At 48.4% G+C, this 19622-nt stretch carries 15 protein-coding genes, 1 other RNA gene and 1 other annotated feature; of the genes, 2 read left to right on the forward strand and 14 right to left on the reverse strand.

All coding sequences use genetic code 11. The features are described from left to right. Positions 1–114 precede the first annotated feature (114 nt). The 5 genes from recD2 to cymR all read right to left on the reverse strand — a co-directional run bounded on the left by recD2 (position 115) and on the right by cymR (position 5946). On the reverse strand, positions 115–2493 hold the full coding sequence (gene recD2 / locus OWN49_RS11440; protein WP_043867315.1) for an SF1B family DNA helicase RecD2: 2379 nt from the start codon (positions 2491–2493) through the stop codon (positions 115–117). Positions 2494–2511: 18 nt separating this feature from the next. Next, a complete protein-coding gene (locus OWN49_RS11445; protein ID WP_088005508.1) occupies positions 2512–3132 on the reverse strand; it encodes a tetratricopeptide repeat protein in 621 nt (206 codons plus the stop codon). Positions 3133–3219: 87 nt separating this feature from the next. After that, positions 3220–4335, reverse strand: coding sequence for a tRNA 2-thiouridine(34) synthase MnmA (gene mnmA, locus OWN49_RS11450; protein ID WP_058906210.1), 1116 nt, complete (start codon positions 4333–4335; stop codon positions 3220–3222). 36 nt (positions 4336–4371) lie between these two features. Then, on the reverse strand, positions 4372–5511 hold the full coding sequence (locus OWN49_RS11455; RefSeq protein WP_071391560.1) for a cysteine desulfurase family protein: 1140 nt from the start codon (positions 5509–5511) through the stop codon (positions 4372–4374). 18 nt (positions 5512–5529) lie between these two features. Beyond that, complete coding sequence (gene cymR / locus OWN49_RS11460; protein ID WP_003152730.1) at positions 5530–5946, reverse strand: cysteine metabolism transcriptional regulator CymR; 417 nt, start codon at positions 5944–5946, stop codon at positions 5530–5532. A gap of 194 nt (positions 5947–6140) precedes the next feature. Here cymR and OWN49_RS11465 point away from each other — a divergent pair, with 194 nt between their 5' ends. After that, positions 6141–7409, forward strand: a complete 1269-nt coding sequence (locus OWN49_RS11465) for a replication-associated recombination protein A (RefSeq protein ID WP_176283442.1) — start codon at positions 6141–6143, stop codon at positions 7407–7409. Between the two features lie 75 nt (positions 7410–7484). Here the strand turns inward: OWN49_RS11465 and OWN49_RS11470 are convergent, their stop codons facing one another. From OWN49_RS11470 to OWN49_RS11490, 5 genes are all read right to left on the reverse strand, one after another. Continuing rightward, positions 7485–8249: a tRNA threonylcarbamoyladenosine dehydratase gene (locus OWN49_RS11470; protein ID WP_077722639.1), complete on the reverse strand. Its 765-nt coding sequence runs from the start codon at positions 8247–8249 to the stop codon at positions 7485–7487. A 71-nt stretch (positions 8250–8320) separates the two neighbouring features. Then, positions 8321–8513, reverse strand: a non-coding RNA gene (ssrS, locus tag OWN49_RS11475) — 6S RNA. Positions 8514–8575: 62 nt separating this feature from the next. Next, a complete protein-coding gene (gene aspS, locus OWN49_RS11480) occupies positions 8576–10354 on the reverse strand; it encodes an aspartate--tRNA ligase (protein WP_176283443.1) in 1779 nt (592 codons plus the stop codon). Between the two features lie 14 nt (positions 10355–10368). Beyond that, on the reverse strand, positions 10369–11643 hold the full coding sequence (gene hisS / locus OWN49_RS11485; protein ID WP_003152726.1) for a histidine--tRNA ligase: 1275 nt from the start codon (positions 11641–11643) through the stop codon (positions 10369–10371). 63 nt (positions 11644–11706) lie between these two features. Continuing rightward, positions 11707–11939, reverse strand: a binding site (T-box leader). A 60-nt stretch (positions 11940–11999) separates the two neighbouring features. Continuing rightward, positions 12000–12170, reverse strand: coding sequence for a YrzK family protein (locus tag OWN49_RS11490; protein WP_003152722.1), 171 nt, complete (start codon positions 12168–12170; stop codon positions 12000–12002). 130 nt (positions 12171–12300) lie between these two features. Here OWN49_RS11490 and OWN49_RS11495 point away from each other — a divergent pair, with 130 nt between their 5' ends. Beyond that, positions 12301–13863, forward strand: a complete 1563-nt coding sequence (locus tag OWN49_RS11495) for an SH3 domain-containing protein (protein ID WP_025853067.1) — start codon at positions 12301–12303, stop codon at positions 13861–13863. Positions 13864–13890: 27 nt separating this feature from the next. On the opposite strand, the gene dtd is transcribed toward OWN49_RS11495, so the two are convergent. The 4 genes from dtd to recJ form a co-directional block, all read right to left on the reverse strand. After that, positions 13891–14334, reverse strand: coding sequence for a D-aminoacyl-tRNA deacylase (gene dtd / locus OWN49_RS11500; protein ID WP_007408194.1), 444 nt, complete (start codon positions 14332–14334; stop codon positions 13891–13893). Between the two features lie 12 nt (positions 14335–14346). After that, a complete protein-coding gene (gene relA / locus OWN49_RS11505; RefSeq protein ID WP_060674703.1) occupies positions 14347–16551 on the reverse strand; it encodes a GTP diphosphokinase in 2205 nt (734 codons plus the stop codon). Between the two features lie 157 nt (positions 16552–16708). Next, on the reverse strand, positions 16709–17221 hold the full coding sequence (locus OWN49_RS11510; RefSeq protein WP_003152714.1) for an adenine phosphoribosyltransferase: 513 nt from the start codon (positions 17219–17221) through the stop codon (positions 16709–16711). 5 nt (positions 17222–17226) lie between these two features. Continuing rightward, complete coding sequence (gene recJ / locus OWN49_RS11515; RefSeq protein ID WP_015387899.1) at positions 17227–19587, reverse strand: single-stranded-DNA-specific exonuclease RecJ; 2361 nt, start codon at positions 19585–19587, stop codon at positions 17227–17229. Between the last annotated feature and the right edge of the window lie 35 nt (positions 19588–19622).

Consider the following 19622-nt stretch of genomic DNA (forward strand, 5'->3'; position numbering starts at 1 on the left):
TGATCAACCACCTTTTGTTGAACACGTATAGGTTTTGCCAAGAAGCCGGGCAGCATACTTTGAAATGACTTCCACAGGCGAAAAACCGGCGCATAAACATGTGCCGGGTTTTATTTACGCTTTTTCTTCCATAAAGTCAAAAGGCGTGATGCCTTCCATTCCGATGTTCGCATCGTATACACTGAACGGCAGCTCTTTTTGCAGGGCGGCCAGTTCTGCATCCATCTCTTCAGTCTGCTCTGTGAGCCTGTTTTTAAGCGACGTCTGTCTGACGGTGGCATCATTGTTTTTGACGCCCCATTCAAGCGCTTCTTCTTCTCCGCAAAGAATCAGGAATTTTTTCGCTCTTGTAATGGCGGTATAAAGCAGATTTCTCCTGAGCATTCGATAGTAGCCTTTGACGACAGGCAGGACGACAATCGGGAATTCGCTTCCCTGCGACTTATGAATGGAACAGCAGTAAGCGTGGGTAAACTGGCTGAAATCCTTTTTCGTAAAGGTGATTTCGTTGCCGTCAAACGAGACGACGACCATGTCTTCTTTTTCCGTATTTTCTTTGGCATAAAAAATGGACACGATTTCGCCGATATCGCCGTTAAACACATTGTTTTCCGGCTGGTTGACAAGCTGCAATATTTTATCGCCCGTCCTGTAGACGACATCCCCGAATTTCAGCTCCCGCCTTTTTTCTTTAGGCGGATTCATGATGTCCTGAAGAAGCATGTTCAGCTCGTTAATTCCCGCTTTTCCCCTGTACATCGGGGCAAGCACTTGAATATCTCTGGAGGTATACCCCTTTTTTAACGCATTCGAGACGACCTGATCCACGACTTCTTTAATCTGTGAAGAATTACAGCGGATAAATGAGCGGTCCTTTGTCGGCGCGGTCAGCCCCTTTGGAAGCAGTCCTTTTTTCATATCATGGGCAAGTTCCACAATGGATGATCCTTCAGCCTGACGGTAAATATCTGTCAGGCGCACGGTCGGCAGCACTTCAGAAGCCAAAAGATCTCTGAGCACCTGCCCCGGTCCTACTGAAGGAAGCTGGTCTTCATCACCGACAATAATGAGCTGAATGTGCTTAGGAAGCGCCTTAAACAAATGGCTGGCGAGCCAGATATCAAGCATACTCGCTTCGTCTATAATGATCAGTTTCCCTTCAATCGGCTGATCTTCGTTGTAGGTAAAGCCTTCAGCGCCATTCCAGCCGAGCAGCCTGTGAATCGTAACAGCCGGCAGACCCGTAGATTCGCTCATCCGTTTTGCGGCTCTTCCGGTCGGCGCGGCAAGCAGCACCGGAAACGCCTCGTCTTTTTTATAATCACCGGGGTCAAGGGATACGCCGTGCAGTTCACTGTATAATTCCACGATTCCTTTAATAACGGTCGTTTTCCCCGTTCCAGGTCCTCCGGTCAGTAAAAGCATCGGTGAAGACAGCGCTTTTTGAATGGCATCCTTTTGGCTTGGTGCGTATTGAACATTCATCCGTTCTTCCAGTTCACCGAGTGCAAGCAGAAATTCCGATTCAGGAAATTGATCGGCATACTCCGTCTGAGCGGCAATGTCGAGCACGCGTTTTGCGACGTTTTGTTCCGCGTAAAACAAGGACGGAAAATAGCAGCGCTCTCCTTCGATGACGATATCCTTACTCTCCCCGAGGGCGATGATGCCGTCAGCCGCATCCATTTCCGTGACGCGGCCGCCTTCAGCTGACTGATTCAGAAGCGTTTGCGTATTGATAATCAGCTGCTTTGTTTCTATGTACGTGTGGCCCTCTGAAAGACATGTCGATTCAATCGTATATAAGATAGCCGCTTTGATCCGCTCCGGGTGGTTTCCTGACAGACCCATTTTTCCGCCCAGCTCGTCAGCTTTCACAAAGCCGATGCCCTCAACGTCTTTTACAAGCTGATAAGGATTTTCCTGAATTTTCTCCAAGGTTTCCGTTTCGTAGGCCTGATATATTTTCATGGATAGCTGGGGCCCGAAACCGTATTGGTTCAGAGAGATCATAATCTGCTCAAGACCCTGATGCCGCTGCAGCTCTCCGGCAAGCTTATCCGCTTTCTTTTTCGACATTTTCGGCACATCGTAAAGCACCGACGCATCCGACAGAATTTTATTGAGCGCGCCGTCTCCAAGCTTTTTGACGATTTCTTCCGCCGTTTTTTTTCCGATTCCTTCAAACAGATCACTTGATAAATAGTGAATGATTCCTTCTTTTGTGGTCGGAATTTCTTTTTTAAAGTGTTCAGCCTGAAATTGCAGGCCGAACTTAGGATGCGTGGCAGTTTTTCCGTAAAATGTATAGGTCTCATCTTCTTGCAGCAGAGGGAAGTAGCCCGTTACGGATACGACCTTGTCTTCGATCGCCTCAGACGTTTCTGCAACCTTGACTTTCAGCACTGTATACAGGTTGGTGTCATTATGATAAATGACCGTATGAATGACGCCTTTTACATACGGCTGTTCTTCGATGTTCAGCTGATCCACGAGCCTTCCCTCCTTTTGTTATGACTGGGTGATAAGCTGTTTCGCATGAAGCGCAAGCATATGATCAGGCTGTATGCCGATTGCGCCTTCCAGCATCTCAAGCGCCTTTTCACGATTTTCTTTGTACGCGTAAGCGACCCCGGCATTATAAAATGCGTCCGCGTGGCCTGGATCCTGCTCGATCACCGTCTCAAACTGCGCAAGCGCTTCATCCAGCATTTCTTCATTTGCAAGACACATTCCGAACTGGAAGCGCGCTTCCGTGTCATTTTCGTTTAATTCAACGGCACGCTGCAAATACGGCAGTGCAAGCTTCGGCCGCTCTAATTTAACGAGAACGGTCCCCAGCATATAAAACAAATCTCCGTTTTCCATTCCGGAACGAAGCGCTTTTTCAAACATATCCTTCGCTTCGGAAAACGATTCTTTCATCACATATACGTTTCCCGCACCGTAATAAGCGGCTGCCGCCGAATTGTCCAATTCAAGCGCTCTGTTATAGAATGCAAGCGCCCGTTCGAGTTCGTTCACAGAAGAAAGCAGATTTGCGAAGTTGATGTACGGCACCGGGTCTTGGCCGTTTTCCTCAATCGCTTTCGTAAAAGCCTCTGCCGCTTTTTCAAAATCGCCCTCCTGCATGGCGTCAATCCCGATTTTATTATAATCCATTTTTAACTTCCTTTCGCTAAAAAACCCCAACATGCGAGTTGAGGTTTTTTACATGTGTTATACGTACCACAGTTTTGTTCCGTCTTTATAAACGTCATCTATCGTTCCGCCGCCGAGGCACTCTTCTCCGTCATAAAAAACGACGGCTTGTCCCGGCGTAACGGCGCGTACCTGCCCGTCAAAAATGATTTCCGCTTCATCATCACCCGTCATTTTCACCGTTACTTTGTGATCTTCCTGACGGTAGCGGAATTTCGCCGTGCATGTCATTTCGCCGCTGTCCATCAGACCGGGACGCGTCCAGCTGACATTTGTCGCCGTGATCTTATCGGAATACAGAAGCGGATTATGGAATCCTTGATCAACATACAGAATGTTTTTTTCAAGATCTTTACCGACGGCGAACCACGGCTCGCCGCTTCCGCCGATTCCAAGACCGTGGCGCTGTCCGATTGTATAATACATCAGACCGTCATGACGCCCTTTTATTTCTCCGTCCATTGTCATCATATCGCCCGGCTGAGCGGGGAGATATTGGCTGAGAAACGTTTTGAAGTTGCGTTCGCCGATAAAGCAGATTCCCGTGCTGTCTTTTTTCGCAGCTGTCGCAAGTTCCGCTTCTTTGGCGATTTCCCGCACGCGGCTTTTTTGCAGATCACCGATCGGGAACATGACTTTGCTGAGCTGTTCCTGATTGAGCTGATTCAGAAAATAAGTCTGGTCCTTGTTTTCATCCAGACCGCGGAGCATGCGCACTGTACCTGCGCTTCTGTCCACGCGGGCGTAATGGCCCGTCGCAAGATAATCCGCGCCGAGTGACAGAGCATGATCCAAGAAAGCCTTAAACTTAATTTCTTTATTGCACATGACATCCGGATTGGGGGTTCTTCCGGCTTTATATTCATCAAGGAAATATTGAAATACCTTCTCCCAATATTGCTTCTCAAAATTGACGGCATAATACGGAATTCCGATCTGGTTGCAGACCCGGATGACGTCTTCATAATCTTCCGTCGCCGTGCAAAAACCGTTTTCGTCCGTATCATCCCAGTTTTTCATAAAGATTCCGATTACATCGTAGCCCTGCTCCTTCAGCAGAAGGGCCGCCACGGAAGAGTCCACGCCGCCGGACATGCCGACTACGACTCTTGTATCCTCCGGCCGTTTTTCCATTTGCATTCACTCCATTAAAAACGTAAGTCCGCCGTTTTAAGCAAGCCGTTTAACGACGGCGGCAAGCTTTTCGGCGGCTGTTTCGATTTGTTCCGCCGTATTGCCGAGGCCGAAGCTGAGGCGGATTGACGAAGTCAGCCTGCCGCTCTCACTTCCGAACATGGCCGTAAGCACATGGGACGGAAGAACGGATCCCGCTGTACAAGCAGATCCGCTGGAGACGGCAATGCCTTCCATGTCAAGATTGACCAGCAGCGCTTCCACCGGCACACCGGGAAAGTAAAGGTTTAAAATATGAGGCAGGCATTTCTCGGCATCTCCGTTCACCTCCGCTGTGACGCCGGCTTCTTCCAGCGTGCTCATGATGATGTTCTTAAACTCCTTATACTTCGCTGTTTTCTCTTCCCTCTCACGGTTTGAAAGGACGACCGCTTCTTTTAAGCCGGCGATGCCCGGTACATTTTCCGTCCCCGCGCGGCGCTTTCGTTCCTGCTCTCCCCCAAGAAGAATCGGTGACAGCTTCACCTCTTGATTTACATATAAAAAGCCTGTCCCTTTAGGCCCGTTAAGCTTGTGACCGGAAACAGACAGCATGTCAATTCTGCTTTTTTTCACATCAATCGGCATATAACCGAATGCCTGGACGGCATCTGTGTGAAAATAGGCCTGATGCCCGCTTAACAGCTCTCCGATTTCGTCAATCGGCTGAATGGTTCCGACTTCGTTATTGCCATACATGACGGTAACAAGGATTGTATCATCACGGAGCGCTTCTTTCACCTGATTTGCACTGATCCGTCCTGAAGGGCCGGGGATGAGGTATGTCACCTCAAAGCCGTCTTCTTCCAGCTTTTCGCAGGCGTGCAATACAGCATGATGCTCAACAGCGGTCGTAATGATATGCTTTCCTTCATTCTTCCGGGCGGCAGCCGTTCCGAAAATCGCTAAATTATCAGCCTCCGTGCCGCCGCTTGTGAAAATAATTTCCTGTTCTTTCGCACTGATTTCGCGCGCGATGTCCGCTCTCGCTTCATCGACCCATTTCCGGGATTCTCTCCCGAATGAATGAATGCTTGACGGGTTGCCGAAACTGCCGAAGAAATGGGGCTTCATTTCTTCGAGCACACGTTCATCCATCGGGGAAGTCGCGGCATGATCTAAATAAATCCGTTCCATTGTCTTTACACCTCTGGTTTAAATATAGAACATATAAGCTTCCTGCTCGCCGTCCGTGTAGCTCGCAAGGTCTTCTAACGTCGTGCTGTCCAGCACGTCTTTTACAGCGTCGCGGATGCGGATCCATAACTCCCGCTTGGCAGGCTCTTCATCCTCAAGCACTTCTACCGGGCTGATCGGCCCTTCCAGCACTCTGATAATATCTCCGGCCGTTATCTCTTCAGGCTGGCCCCCGAGCACGTAACCCCCGTAAGCGCCTCTGATGCTTTTTACGAGTCCGGCGTTTCTGAGCGGTGATACAAGCTGTTCCAAGTAATGCTCAGAAAGGCTGTTTGTTTGGGCGATGCTTTTGAGCGACGTCGGACCGTCTCCATGCTTTTTCGCCAATTCAATCATAATGGTGAGCCCGTATCTTCCCTTTGTCGATATTTTCAATATGAACACCCCAGTCAATTCTAATTGTTAATTTATACAAGTAAATGGATATGAATAATCTGTTTAGTATCTTATAGACCAACTGTTATTATAACATAACTTATCCTAATTTTCATTGAAACACGGGGCCCGCCGCAATTCGCTTTTCTAATCGGCCGTTTTCCGTTACCCTGTATATGTAAGGAGAGATGTTCATGAAACCATTGGCATATCGGATGCGGCCTGCCAATATCGAAGACATTATCGGCCAGGAACATTTGGTCAAAGAAGATAAAATCATCGGCAGAATGGTGCGTGCGAAGCACTTATCATCCATGATCCTGTACGGACCGCCGGGCATCGGAAAAACGTCCATCGCCACAGCGATCGCAGGATCGACAAGCATCGCATTCAGGAAATTGAATGCCGTCATTCATAATAAAAAAGACATGGAGATTGTCGTACAGGAAGCGAAAATGTCTGGTCAGGTCATTTTAATCCTTGATGAAGTGCACAGGCTTGATAAGGGAAAGCAGGATTTTCTGCTGCCCTATTTAGAAAACGGCATGATTATTTTAATCGGCGCGACGACCGCCAATCCTTATCATGCCATTAACCCGGCCATCAGAAGCCGAACCCAGATATTTGAGCTTGAACCGTTAACACCCGATCTGATCAAGCTGGCATTGAAAAGAGCGCTCACAGATGAACACCGGGGACTCGGTTCCTACAGCGTTTCGGTGGACGACGACGCGATGGATCATTTCGCACAAGGATGCGGAGGAGACGTCCGCTCCGCTTTGAACGCACTGGAGCTTGCCGTGCTCTCCACAAAGGAATCAAGCGACGGCACGATCCGGATTACACGGGAAACGGCGGAAGAATGTCTGCAGAAAAAAAGCTATACCCATGATAAAAACGGCGATGCGCATTATGACGTCTTATCCGCGTTCCAAAAATCGATCCGGGGCTCGGACGCAAACGCCGCCCTTCATTATCTGGCCCGTCTGATCGAAGCCGGAGACCTTGAAAGCATATCAAGAAGACTTCTCGTGATCGCCTATGAAGATATCGGCCTCGCAAGCCCGCAGGCAGGCCCCCGGGTGCTGAGCGCGATTCAGACCGCAGAACGGATCGGCTTTCCGGAAGCGAGAATTCCGCTGGCCAATGCGGTAATCGAATTATGCCTCTCGCCAAAATCAAACTCCGCCATCTCAGCCGTTGATGAGGCGCTCAAAGACATCAGGACTGGTAAAATCGGCGATGTGCCGAAACATTTAAAAGACGCCCACTATAAAGGGGCCCAAGAGCTCGGACGCGGGATCGGCTATCAATATCCTCACGATTTCGAGAATGGATGGGTCGAACAGCAATATTTGCCCGATCCGTTAAAAAACAAGCAATACTATAAACCGAAACAAACGGGGAAATTTGAAGCCGCCATAAAGCAAGTGTATGAAAAACTGATGAAGCAGAAAAAATAACCGGACAAGATCTTTCGTGTAAACGGCGGATTCAAATAAAAAAACAGCCTTTCCTGAAGAAGGCTGTTTTTCTTTTTACTTATCTTTAACCCGTTTAATGTCGATGTCCTTTAAGAGCTCCATGACAACATGTCCGCCCATAATCAGACCGGCCACTGACGGAACCCAGGCGTTGGAAGACGGCGGCATTTGCGCTTTGCGGATTTTCGCTTCATCATTCCCGACTTCTTTTCTGACGTCTTCACGGATGACGATCGGGCTTTCATCAGAAAAAATGACCTGTATGCCTTTTTTAATGCCCTCTTTACGAAGCCTTGTGCGGACGACTTTGGCAATCGGATCAGTATGGGTTTTTGAAATGTCAGCAATCTGAAAGCGTGTCGGGTCTGTTTTATTCGCCGCTCCCATGCTTGAAATCAGCGGAACATTCCGTTTCAGACATTCTTTCATCAGATGAATTTTATAATGAATCGTATCTGACGCGTCAATGACGTAATCAAGCGGATACTCAAAGAACTGCTCATACGTCTCTTCTGTATAAAACATTTTTAAGGCGACGACGTCACAATCCGGATTAATATCAGCGATCCGCTCTTTCATCAATTCTGTTTTCGGCTGTCCCACCGTCGACAAGAGCGCATGCAGCTGGCGGTTTACGTTTGTAATGTCAACATCATCTTTATCGACAAGCACGATCCGCCCCACTCCGGACCTCGCCAATGCTTCGGCTGCGAATGAACCGACTCCGCCGACGCCGAGAACGGCCACCGTGCTGTTTTTTAACGTGTCCAGCCCTTCTTTTCCAATCGCTAGCTCATTTCTGGAAAACTGATGTAACAAGAGACTCACTCCACATTCTGGTTTTATAAACTCGGCTTGTCAGAAAGCCGCTGGTTTTAGCGCACAAAAAATAAAGTCCCAATTGTGCCGTTGCAGCTTTCCTTCGTTTTGAACCCGCTCTCAGCAGGTGGGTGCCCTTTTTTAAATCTTGTAAGTCCTCTTTAGCGAATGAAAAGAGGCATGTACGCCATTTAAAAATGCGGGCTCCCAAATCAAAAAAATGTTCGGTCAAAACTAGGTGTACAACTAACACATCAGGACTTTATTTAACTTGTCAAAATCATATCACAGCAGATTTTGATTTTCAAGAAACAAACTGCTGATCTTTACTGTTTCACTTTTCTTTTGACAGAAAGGTGAAGTTCTTCAAGCTGGGCGTCGCTCACTTCGCCGGGCGCTTCCGTAAGAAGGCAGCTTGCGCTTGCCGTTTTCGGGAAAGCGATCGTATCTCTTAAGTTTGTGCGGCCTGCAAGAAGCATAACCAACCGGTCTAAGCCGAGCGCGATTCCGCCGTGCGGAGGGGCGCCGTATTCAAAGGCTTCAAGAAGGTATCCGAACTCCTGCTCCGCTTCTTCTTTTGTAAAGCCGAGAAGCCCGAACATTTTTTCCTGAACGTCTTTTTCAAAAATACGGATTGAGCCTCCGCCGAGTTCATAGCCGTTTAAGACGAGGTCGTAAGCCTGCGCTTTCATATCTTCAGGCGCCGTTTCAATCAGGCCAAGATCTTCACGGACAGGCATTGTAAACGGATGGTGAGCCGCATAGAAACGGCCTTCTTCCTCGTCATGCTCCAATAACGGCCAGTCCACAACCCACAGGAAGTTGAAGAGGCTTTCGTCAATCAGGCCGCGTTCTTTGCCGAGCTTTAAGCGAAGCGCGCCGAGGGATTGAGCCACAACCTCAAACTTATCAGCGCCGAACAGGAGCAGATCGCCTTCAGAAGCATCAAGCGCTTCAGCCAGTTTTGCCTGCTTCTCTTCATCAAAGAATTTCGCAATCGGGCCTTTTACGCCGTCAGCTTCTACTTTCACCCAAGCGAGACCTTTCGCGCCGTAATTTCCGGCAAAAACGCCGAGCGCATCGATATCTTTTCTGGAATAGTCGCCGGCAGCGCCTTTGACATTGATCGCTTTTACAACGCCGCCGTTTGCCACGGCTGATGAGAACACCTTAAATTCAGTATCTCTCACTATGTCTGACACGTCCGTCAGCAGCATGCCGAAGCGGGTATCGGGTTTGTCGGAACCGTAGCTGTTCATCGCTTCTTCATATGTCATTCGCGGAAGCGGAAGCGATACTTCAACGCCTTTTGTTTCGAGCATGACTTTCGCCATCATCTCTTCCGCCAGAGCCATGATGTCCTCTTGACTCATAAAGGACATTTCAATATCAATCTGCGTAAATTCCGGCTGGCGGTCGGCACGCAAGTCTTCATCGCGGAAGCAGCGGGCCACTTGATAATACCGTTCAAAGCCCGACACCATCAGAAGCTGTTTAAAAATCTGCGGCGATTGCGGAAGGGCGTAAAATTCCCCTTCATGCACCCGGCTCGGCACTAAGTAATCACGGGCGCCTTCGGGAGAACTTTTTGTTAAAATCGGTGTTTCAATATCAAGAAATCCGTTTTCATCCAAGAAATGGCGGATGGATTTTGTGACTTGATGCCGCATTTGCAATGTTTGAAACATCGCCGGGCGGCGCAAATCCAAATAGCGGTGTTTTAACCGGACGTCTTCAGAAACCTCAGCCGCCTGGTCACTGATCGGAAACGGAGGCGTTTTCGCCGTACTGAGCACCGTCACCGCTTCAGCTTTGATTTCAATTTTACCGGTTTTCAGGTTGGGATTCACCGTGCCTTCTTCACGGGCAGAAACCGTGCCTTCGATATCAAGCACATATTCGTTTCTGATTGCTTCCGCTGCGGCAAGGGCTTCCTTCGATACGTCAGGGTTGAACACGACTTGCACAATACCCGAGCGGTCACGCAAATCAATGAAAATCAAGCCGCCGAGATCGCGCCGCTTCTGCACCCACCCTTTCAGTTTGACGGTTTCGCCAATCGCTTTTTCAGTTATCTCGCCACAATAATATGTTCTTCCAAACATAGCGTTCCTCTCCTTCACTGCTTTTGATCTGCCTTTAACACTTGTATCAGCTCGTCTAACACCACTTCACGCTGCTCTCCTGTTTCCGCATCTTTTACATTGATTTTATTTTGGGCAAGCTCATCTTCCCCTAAAATCGCAATAAAACGTGCGCCGAGACGGTCAGCCGTTTTGAATTGGCCCTTCATCTTTTTATTTTCATAATCGATTTCACTTGAGATGCCCGCTTCTCTCAGTTTGTACACGAGGGAAACGGAATAATCCTTCGCTTTTTCTCCGAGCGTCACGATGTAGCAGTCGATCCCCTGATTGACGGGAAGGTCTGTTTTCTCAGCGTCAATGGCTGCCAGCAGTCGTTCGATGCTCATCGCAAATCCGATACCCGGCGCTTCAGGTCCGCCGATCTGTTCAACAAGCCCGTCATAGCGGCCCCCGCCGGCAAGGGTTGTAATCGCTCCGAATCCTTCGGCATTGCTCATAATTTCAAAAGCGGTATGGTTATAATAATCAAGCCCTCTGACAAGGTTCGGATCTATTTCGAACGGGATGCCGAGACCGTTTAAGTATTGTTTTACTTTCTCAAAATAAGCGGCTGATTCTTCATTTAAGTAATCAAGAATGGACGGAGCCGTTTTCATCAGTTCATGCTCTCTGTCTTTCTTGCAGTCAAGAATTCTGAGCGGGTTTGTGTGCAGACGCGATTGGCAGTCTGAGCAAAATTCTCCGATGCGCGGTTCAAAATGTTTGACGAGCGCTTCCCGGTAGGATTTGCGGCTCTCCTGGTCACCAAGGCTGTTCAGCACAAGCTTGACATGTTTCAAACCGGCTTTACGGTAAATACTCATCGCAAGCGCAATGACTTCTGCATCCACGGCCGGATCTTTGGAGCCGATCGCTTCAATTCCGAATTGATAAAATTGGCGGAAACGCCCTGTCTGCGGACGTTCGTAACGGAACATCGGTCCGACATAATAAAGCTTCGTCGGCTGCACCGGGTTCGCAAATAATTTATTTTCATTGAACGCGCGGACTGCGGCGGCTGTTCCTTCCGGCCGAAGCGTCAAGCTTCTCCCTTTGCGGTCTTCAAACGTGTACATTTCTTTCTGCACGATATCTGTAGACTCACCGACGCCTCTTGCGAATAATTCCGTATGTTCGAAGATCGGCGTGCGGATTTCTTTATATTGATAAGTGCGGCACGTCTCCCTCATAATTTGTTCGACGAACTGCCATCTGTCTGATTCACCCGGCAGTATGTCCTGTGTGCCTCTTGGAATGTGATATGCCATGTTACAGGCCTCCTTAATGTCTTTCTTCAAATAAAAAAACTCCCGCTCCTACTATACATGTATAGTAGGGACGAGAGTTATACCCGTGGTGCCACCCTAGTTGGAATGCCGAAGCATCCCCGCTCTGACCTTTAACGCAGGTTCACGTCCGCTGCCTAATGACTTGCAAAAGCGTTCAGCAGGGAACCTCCGGAGTGTTGTTTCGAGAAAGATGCAGTGCGGATCCGCTTTCAGCCCGGGACGGTTCCTCTCTTTTCCATGCATTCTGACCTACTCTTCTCCATTATCGGTTCAAAATCGTTATCATGAGTTATGTACATCAATTTCTATTATAATAATGGGATTGCACTCCCCTGTCAAGTTTTATTCCGTCTGTTTTTCCTTGCGACCGCTTCTTTCGATAAGAGACCGAACTCCGTCGCCGTCTCTTCAAGAAAACCCGCCTTTTCTCTATCGCTCTGATCACTGAAATGCAGATTTCCTTCCGCATCGTGCAGCGCGCGCCCCATTTTTGGTTGATATTTCATGATTTGCACACCTTTTCGCTGTATTTATGACTAGTATAAACAAACCATTTTATTTTTATTTAACATTCAGCAAGGAAAATACGATATTATACAAGAATGTATTTTAGTTAGTTCAGAAAGGAGGACAGCCATGAAGAAGAGAACTCTTGCTCTTATTTTATGCGGCGTCATCATCACAGCGCTTCTTCCGTCATTTCACACCGCAATCGCCGCAGAGGGAGAAGCGGTCATCGCGACAGACAAGATCAATGTCAGAGGCGGTCCCGGCCTGAGCTACGGAATAAAGGCTGAAGTAAAAAAAGGGGAAAGATACCCGATCGTTAAAGAAGAGGGAGACTGGGTACAGCTTCAGCTGAGCCCCGGTAAAACCGGATGGGTCGTTTCCTGGCTGATATCAAAAACAGCCGGGGGAGCAGACAATTCATCCGCAAAAAGCGGAACGGTCACTTCCACCGATCCTGACCTCCGCATCAGAAAAGGCCCGGGGACATCGTATGAAGTCATCGGCAAACTTCCGCAAGGCGCGCATGCATCCGTGCTGGACAAGAACAGCGGATGGGTGAACATTTCTTATCAAGGCACAACCGGGTGGGTTTCTTCCGAATACGTCACCGCGGACAGCGGCGGATCGGATACGAAAGCAACTTCGGCCCGAAGCGGGTCAAAAAGCGGGACGGTCGGCGTTTCTTCATTGAATGTCAGAAGTGCAGCGTCACATGATTCAGCGATTATGACTAAATTATCACGCGGAACAAAGGTTTCCATCTTAAGTGAAGACCACGGCTGGCTGAAAATTGAAGCAAACGGGCAAAAAGGCTGGGCAGCAAGCCACTACATCATAAAGGATTCTGACTCATCGGGCAGCGCATCCGGCTCGGGAGACGGTTCTGCGGGCTCAGGCTCCTCGAAAAAAGCGTATATTGTTTACAGCGGCACCAACTTAAGGAGCTCGGCCTCGACTTCCGCTTCTATCGTAAAAAGAGCAGATAAAGGCGCAGCCTACCCGATTGTCGGCTCAAGCGGCAAATGGTATGAAGTCCGGCTTGAAAACGGACAAACCGCATATGTGGCAGACTGGGTCGTACAAACGTCAAAAAGCGGTGAGGAAACAGGCGAAGCACCTTCTCCCAACACGTCAGGCGGCAGCGGCTCACTTAAAAACAAAACGATCGTCGTTGATCCCGGACACGGAGGAAAAGACAGCGGAACGATCGGCTACTCCGGAAAGTTTGAAAAAAACGTAACGATTAAAACCGCTAAGCTGTTAGCCGGAAAATTGAGAGCGGCCGGTGCAAACGTGTATATCACCAGACAGGATGATACATTTATCAGCCTGCAGGCCAGGGTTTCAACCTCTCATTACCGGAATGCGGATGCCTTTATCAGCATTCACTATGACAGCTATGCCGATACGTCAACGAGAGGAAGCACGGCTTATTATTACAGTCCGTCTAAGGACCGCCAGCTTGCCTCAGACGTCCATTCTGAAGTAGTGAAGCGTTCCCCTATTCCTGATCGCGGCGTTCTGTTTGGCGATTATTACGTCCTGAGGGAAAATAAACGGCCTGCCATGCTGTATGAGCTCGGCTATCTCAGTCAACCGCAAGAAGAAACAATCATACATAGCGGCTCTTATCAGGAAAAAGTGACAGACGGAATTGAAAGCGGATTGGAACATTATTTTCAATCATAAAAAAAAAGCTGCCGAACGGCAGCTTTTTTATTGTTTAGAATCCATAATCAATGTAATCGGCCCGGAATTCGTCAGCTGAACATCCATCATGGCTCCGAATATTCCGGTTTCCACTTTGACTCCTTTTTCCCGAAGGAGTTCGTTCCACTTTTCATAAAGGAGCACAGCCTGATCCGGTTTAGCCGCATTCATAAAATTCGGGCGTCTCCCTTTCTTTGTTTCGCCGTAAAGCGTAAACTGGGAAACGGATAAAATCTCCCCGCCCGTATCCAAAAGCGATAAATTCATCTTGCCGCTTTCATCATCAAATATCCGAAGATTCACGATTTTATCCGCCAAGTAAGCGGCATCTTCTTCTGTATCTTCATGAGTGATGCCGACAAGCGCCATAATACCGGGTCCGATCCGGCCGGCGACAGCGCCGTCAACCGTCACACTCGCTTCTGTTACACGCTGAACAACTAATTTCATAGCAAGCTCCTTTTAGTTCATTACCCGCCGGACTGAATAGATGTCTCTGATCTGTTTAATCCGCTCGACCACTTTGTGCAGATGATTGATGTTTTGAATAAAAATCGCCATATGAATCGTAGCGACTTTATTGCGGTCGGATTTGCCGGAGACAGAGGAGATGTTGGTTTTCGTTTCATTTACGGCTTGGAGCACCTCATTTAAAAGCCCGAGACGGTCATACCCCAAAATCTCAATCTCAACGTTATATTCTTTGCGTCTTTGAACCTGTGATTCATGCTCCCATTCAACGGGAATCAGACGTTCCTGCGCTTCATTCGTTTTGACGTTCGGACAGTCGTCCCGGTGAACGGATACACCGCGCCCTTTTGTAATAAAACCGACGATATGGTCGCCCGGCACCGGGTTGCAGCATTTCGACAAGCGGACGAGAAGGTTGTCAATGCCTTTTACGCGCACACCCGCTTCCCGTTTTCTCCCTTGAGGATAATGTTTCGGCTCGGAAGTGACTTCCTGAACGATTTTTTCCTGCTCTTCCTGGTCACGCAGCTTCCGTTCTTTTTCGGTGAGCCTGTTGGCCACCTGAAGAGCGGTAATGCCGTTATACCCGACCGCCGCGTACATATCCTCTTCATTTGAGAAATTGAACTTGTCGGCAACCTTTTGAAGATTTTCGAGTGTTAAAACATCTTTCACTTCAAAATCAAGATTTTTAATTTCTTTCTCGACAAGCTCACGGCCTTTTTCGACGTTTTCTTCCCGGCGCTGTTTCTTAAAGAATTGGCGGATTTTGTGTTTCGCCTGGGACGTCTGCGCCAGTTTGACCCAGTCTTGGCTCGGACCGTAAGAATGCTTGGACGTCAGAATCTCGACGATGTCGCCCGTCCGGAGCTTATGGTCAAGCGTCACCATTTTTCCGTTCACTTTCGCCCCGATTGTTTTGTTGCCGATCTCCGAATGGATCCTGTAGGAAAAATCAATCGGCACAGAGCCTGACGGCAGTTCAATGACATCGCCTTTTGGCGTAAATACGTATACCATGTCAGAAAACAGATCGATTTTCAGCGATTCCATAAATTCTTCCGCATCGGTAGACTCGTTTTGGAATTCCAGAATTTCACGGAACCAGGACAGTTTTTTCTCAAATGTCGCTTCTTCGTTTGCAGCCTTGCCTTCTTTATATGCCCAGTGTGCGGCCACCCCGTATTCAGCGATCTCATGCATCTCAAACGTTCTGATCTGCACTTCCAGCGGATCGCCTTTAGGCCCGATTACGGTCGTATGCAGAGACTGATACATATTCGGCTTAGGCATCGCAATATAATCTTTGAATCTGCCCGGCATCGGCTTCCAGCACGTATGAATAATGCCGAGTACGGCGTAGCAGTCTTTAATGCTTCCGACAAGAATACGGACGGCGAGCAGATCATATATTTCATTGAACTGTTTATTTTGCAGCGCCATCTTGCGGTAAATGCTGTAGATGTGCTTCGGACGTCCTGAAAAGTCCGCTTTAATATTCACTTCTTCAACGCGTTTTTTCACTTCATTGACAACCTCTTCGACATAAAGTTCGCGTTCCGCGCGCTTTTTCTTCATGAGGTTGACGATTCTGTAATATTGCTGAGGATTCAAATAACGGAGAGCGGTGTCTTCCAGCTCCCATTTGATCTTAGAAATCCCGAGCCGATGGGCCAGCGGAGCGAAAATCTCCAGCGTCTCATTTGAAATTCTCCGCTGCTTTTCCTGCGGAAGATGCTTTAACGTCCGCATATTGTGAAGGCGATCCGCCAGCTTGATCAATATGACTCTGATATCCTGAGCCATAGCGACAAACATTTTTCGATGGTTTTCCGCCTGCTGCTCCTCTTGAGATTTATACTTAATTTTACCGAGCTTCGTCACGCCGTCGACAAGCATCGCCACTTCTTCAGAAAATGCTTCCTTCAGGTCGTCGAGGGTGACATCCGTGTCCTCCACCACATCATGCAGAAATCCGCCCGCAATTGTGGAAGGGTCCATTTCCAGATCGACGAGGATCCCCGCCACCTGAATCGGATGAATGATGTACGGCTCACCTGATTTGCGGTACTGTTCGCGATGCGCGTCTTGCGCATACAGGTAAGCTTTCTCAACAAACGCAATCTGCTCCTCCGGCAGATAAGTGCGCGCTTTATCTATTACTTGCTCGGCAGTCAATACTTGTTCGTTCGCCATGGAATCACCTTTTTTAAATGTAAACTGTATTAGTTTATTATCAAGAAAAAAACGAGAGATGTAAAGGGCAGAAGTTCAAAACACCTAAAGAATCTGTCAGGATGATGAAATAATAGGAAAAAAGCACCCTGACACGAGTGCTTTTTTCCATATGCGGTTAATATTTCATTAATGTTAAAATATCGTAATCGTCAAGCTTGTCTCTGCCGTCAAGGTAAGAAAGCTCGATTAAGAATGCAATACCGGCTACGACGCCGCCCAGTTCTTCGACAAGCTTAATCGTTGCTTCGATCGTGCCGCCTGTTGCAAGCAAGTCATCAGTAATCAGCACGCGCTGTCCCGGCAGGATCGCATCTTTATGAATCGTCAGTACGTCTTTTCCGTACTCCAAACCGTAATCGACTTTAATGACCTCACGCGGAAGTTTCCCTTCTTTCCGAACCGGGGCAAAGCCGACTCCGAGCGCGTATGCAACCGGACAGCCGATAATAAAGCCACGCGCTTCAGGCCCGACAACTAAATCAATTTCTTTTTCTTTTGCATATTCAACAATTTGGTCAGTGGCGTAACGGTATACGTCGCCTTTGTCCATCAATGTCGTAATATCTTTAAATTGTACGCCTTCTTTCGGGTAATCGGGCACAATTGTTACGTATTTTTTAAGATCCATCTGTTCTATGTCCTCCTCGTACTTTCATAAGCCTCTGAACCTTGGTTCATCAGCTTATTCAGCCATTCCTTCAGCTCATGGGCTGCGGAATAATTGAGCTTCTGGTCTAATTCCATCAGCTGCTGTTTTACCTGATAGGTTTGCGAATCTGCCAGGTCGCGTTTTTTCGCGCCGCTCACGACAGACAGCACACCATCTTCTATTTTAACAAAACCGAGATCAAAAAACACCTTTGTCATGAAATTGATTGTGTCAATTGACCATCCTCTGTGTCTCGCAAGCTCTGAACCATGCTTGCCGAAGTCAAAAGCGCCCCTTTTCAAGAGAAATGCGTAAAACCACTTGAAATCATTCCGCGATGGAAATGAGGACAGGAAATGTTCTTCATGATTGATAAAAACAAAATAAATCCGTTCCGGCTTCTTTCCGTCAAGCAAATGCTGCAGGCGATCCGCTGACGGCGGCACATCCAGAAAAACGGCATATTTTCCGTCAAGCTGGAGAGCTTCCGCCTCGGATTCCGAAGTGATCTCGGCAAGCTCGCCCGTCAGCTCTTTTTCACGGAGCTTCTGAGCGGTTTTTTCGTTAAAGCTGATGAGCACCCGTTTTTCCTTCGGCAGTGCGGTGACCGTATCTTCCCACGTCCGCTTGCCTCGAATATCAAAAAGCTGCCATTCCGGCACCGCAGCATCTTTAATCATCAGCTGGGGCTTCTTTCTGTTGTTCCATTCATTAATGGACATCTCGCCGACAATGGAAATCGTTGATCCGGGAACAACTCCGGCTTCCAGCTCTCCTTTGTTAAAGCCGACGCAGTCAAGGACGGCGGAATCACTTTTCACCGTCATTTTCACGTGGTTTTTATTCGCTCCGATCAGGCGCACATCATCAAGCACGGCATTTTTCACCATCACATGCGGTTTAGGGTTAAGCATGCCGAACGGCGACAGCATATTCAATTCTGTAATGCTTTCAACGGTTATGTCTTCAACGCCGCAGACAAGATCAACCTCCTGAACGGGAATAAAATCCTCTTCCGTAAGGGTTTCTTCAGCCATTTGATTCAGCCTGTCCCTTAATTCCGCCACATCTTCAGCCTTCAGCGTCATTCCGGCCGCCATCGGATGCCCGCCGAAATGAGGAAGAATGTCTCTGCACTGTGAAAGGCTCGTAAAAAGGTTGAAACCTCTGATGCTTCGCGCCGACCCTTTGGCGATTCCCTGCTCCTCATCTATCCCAAGCACAACAGCGGGCCGGTAAAAACGTTCAGCCAGCTTCGATGCGACAATACCGACGACGCCCGGATTCCAGCCGGCTTTTGCCACTACAATGGCAGACGGGTTTCCGCCTTGTTGCTGTACCATTTCAACAGCCTCTTCGGTCATGGTTTTCACCATTTTCTGCCGCTCTTTATTCAGCCGGTCAATATCCGAAGCCAGTTCCTCCGCTTCAAACTGATCTTCGGTCATCAGCAGGTGCACAGCGGGATCGGCCTGTTCTATTCTTCCGACGGCATTAAGCCTCGGTGCGACCTGAAATCCAATCGTTTCCTCATCAGCTTGTCCGATATCTCCGCCGGAAAGCTTAATCAGAGCTTTGAGGCCCGGCCGATTTGTCGTACGAAGCCTTTCAATTCCGAGTGACGCAATTAATCTGTTTTCATCATGAAGAGGCACCAGATCTGCAACCGTACCGATTGCCGCCAAGTCCAGCATAGCTTCCGGCAAAGAACCCGTAAGCGCGTGGGCAAGCTTAAACGCCACACCGACGCCGGCCAATTCTTTAAACGGATAGCCGCATCCCGGCTGCTTCGGGTGGATGATCGCAAATACGTCAGGAAGCTCGGGTCCCGGCTCATGGTGGTCGGTAATAATGACGTCTAAGCCCAGCTCTTTTGCGACTTCAGCTTCATGGACGGCGGCGATTCCCGTATCCACTGTAATGATCAGCGAAAATCCCCGCTCTTTTATGGAGCGGAAAGCTTGTTCATTCGGGCCGTAGCCTTCTGTAAAACGGTCGGGAATATAAAAGTCAACGTCCGCCGACAGCTGTCTGAGTGCCGTCAGCATCACTGACGTGCTTGTAACGCCGTCTGCATCGTAATCTCCGTAAATCATAATCGGTTCCCCTTGAGAAACCGCCAGTTTTATCCGATCAACTGCTTCCCGCATTCCCTTTAATTCATACGGGTCATAAAAGTCTGCATCCTTTGTATGTAAAAACAGCCTTGCGCTTTCGGCAGTATCAAAACCTCTTTTTACAAGCAGTGATGCCACAAGAGGTGTTATGTCCAATTGTTCTGTGAGTGATTTGACTTTTTCCTGATCCGGCTGCTGGATTTCCCAGCGCATTTTTGACGCTAACATAAATTCACCCCTCAACCACCCTATTATACTAGAGC

Origin of the sequence: Bacillus sp. NEAU-242-2, from assembly GCF_027853835.1 — a bacterium.
GTDB classification, from domain to species: Bacteria; Bacillota; Bacilli; order Bacillales; family Bacillaceae; genus Bacillus; species Bacillus velezensis.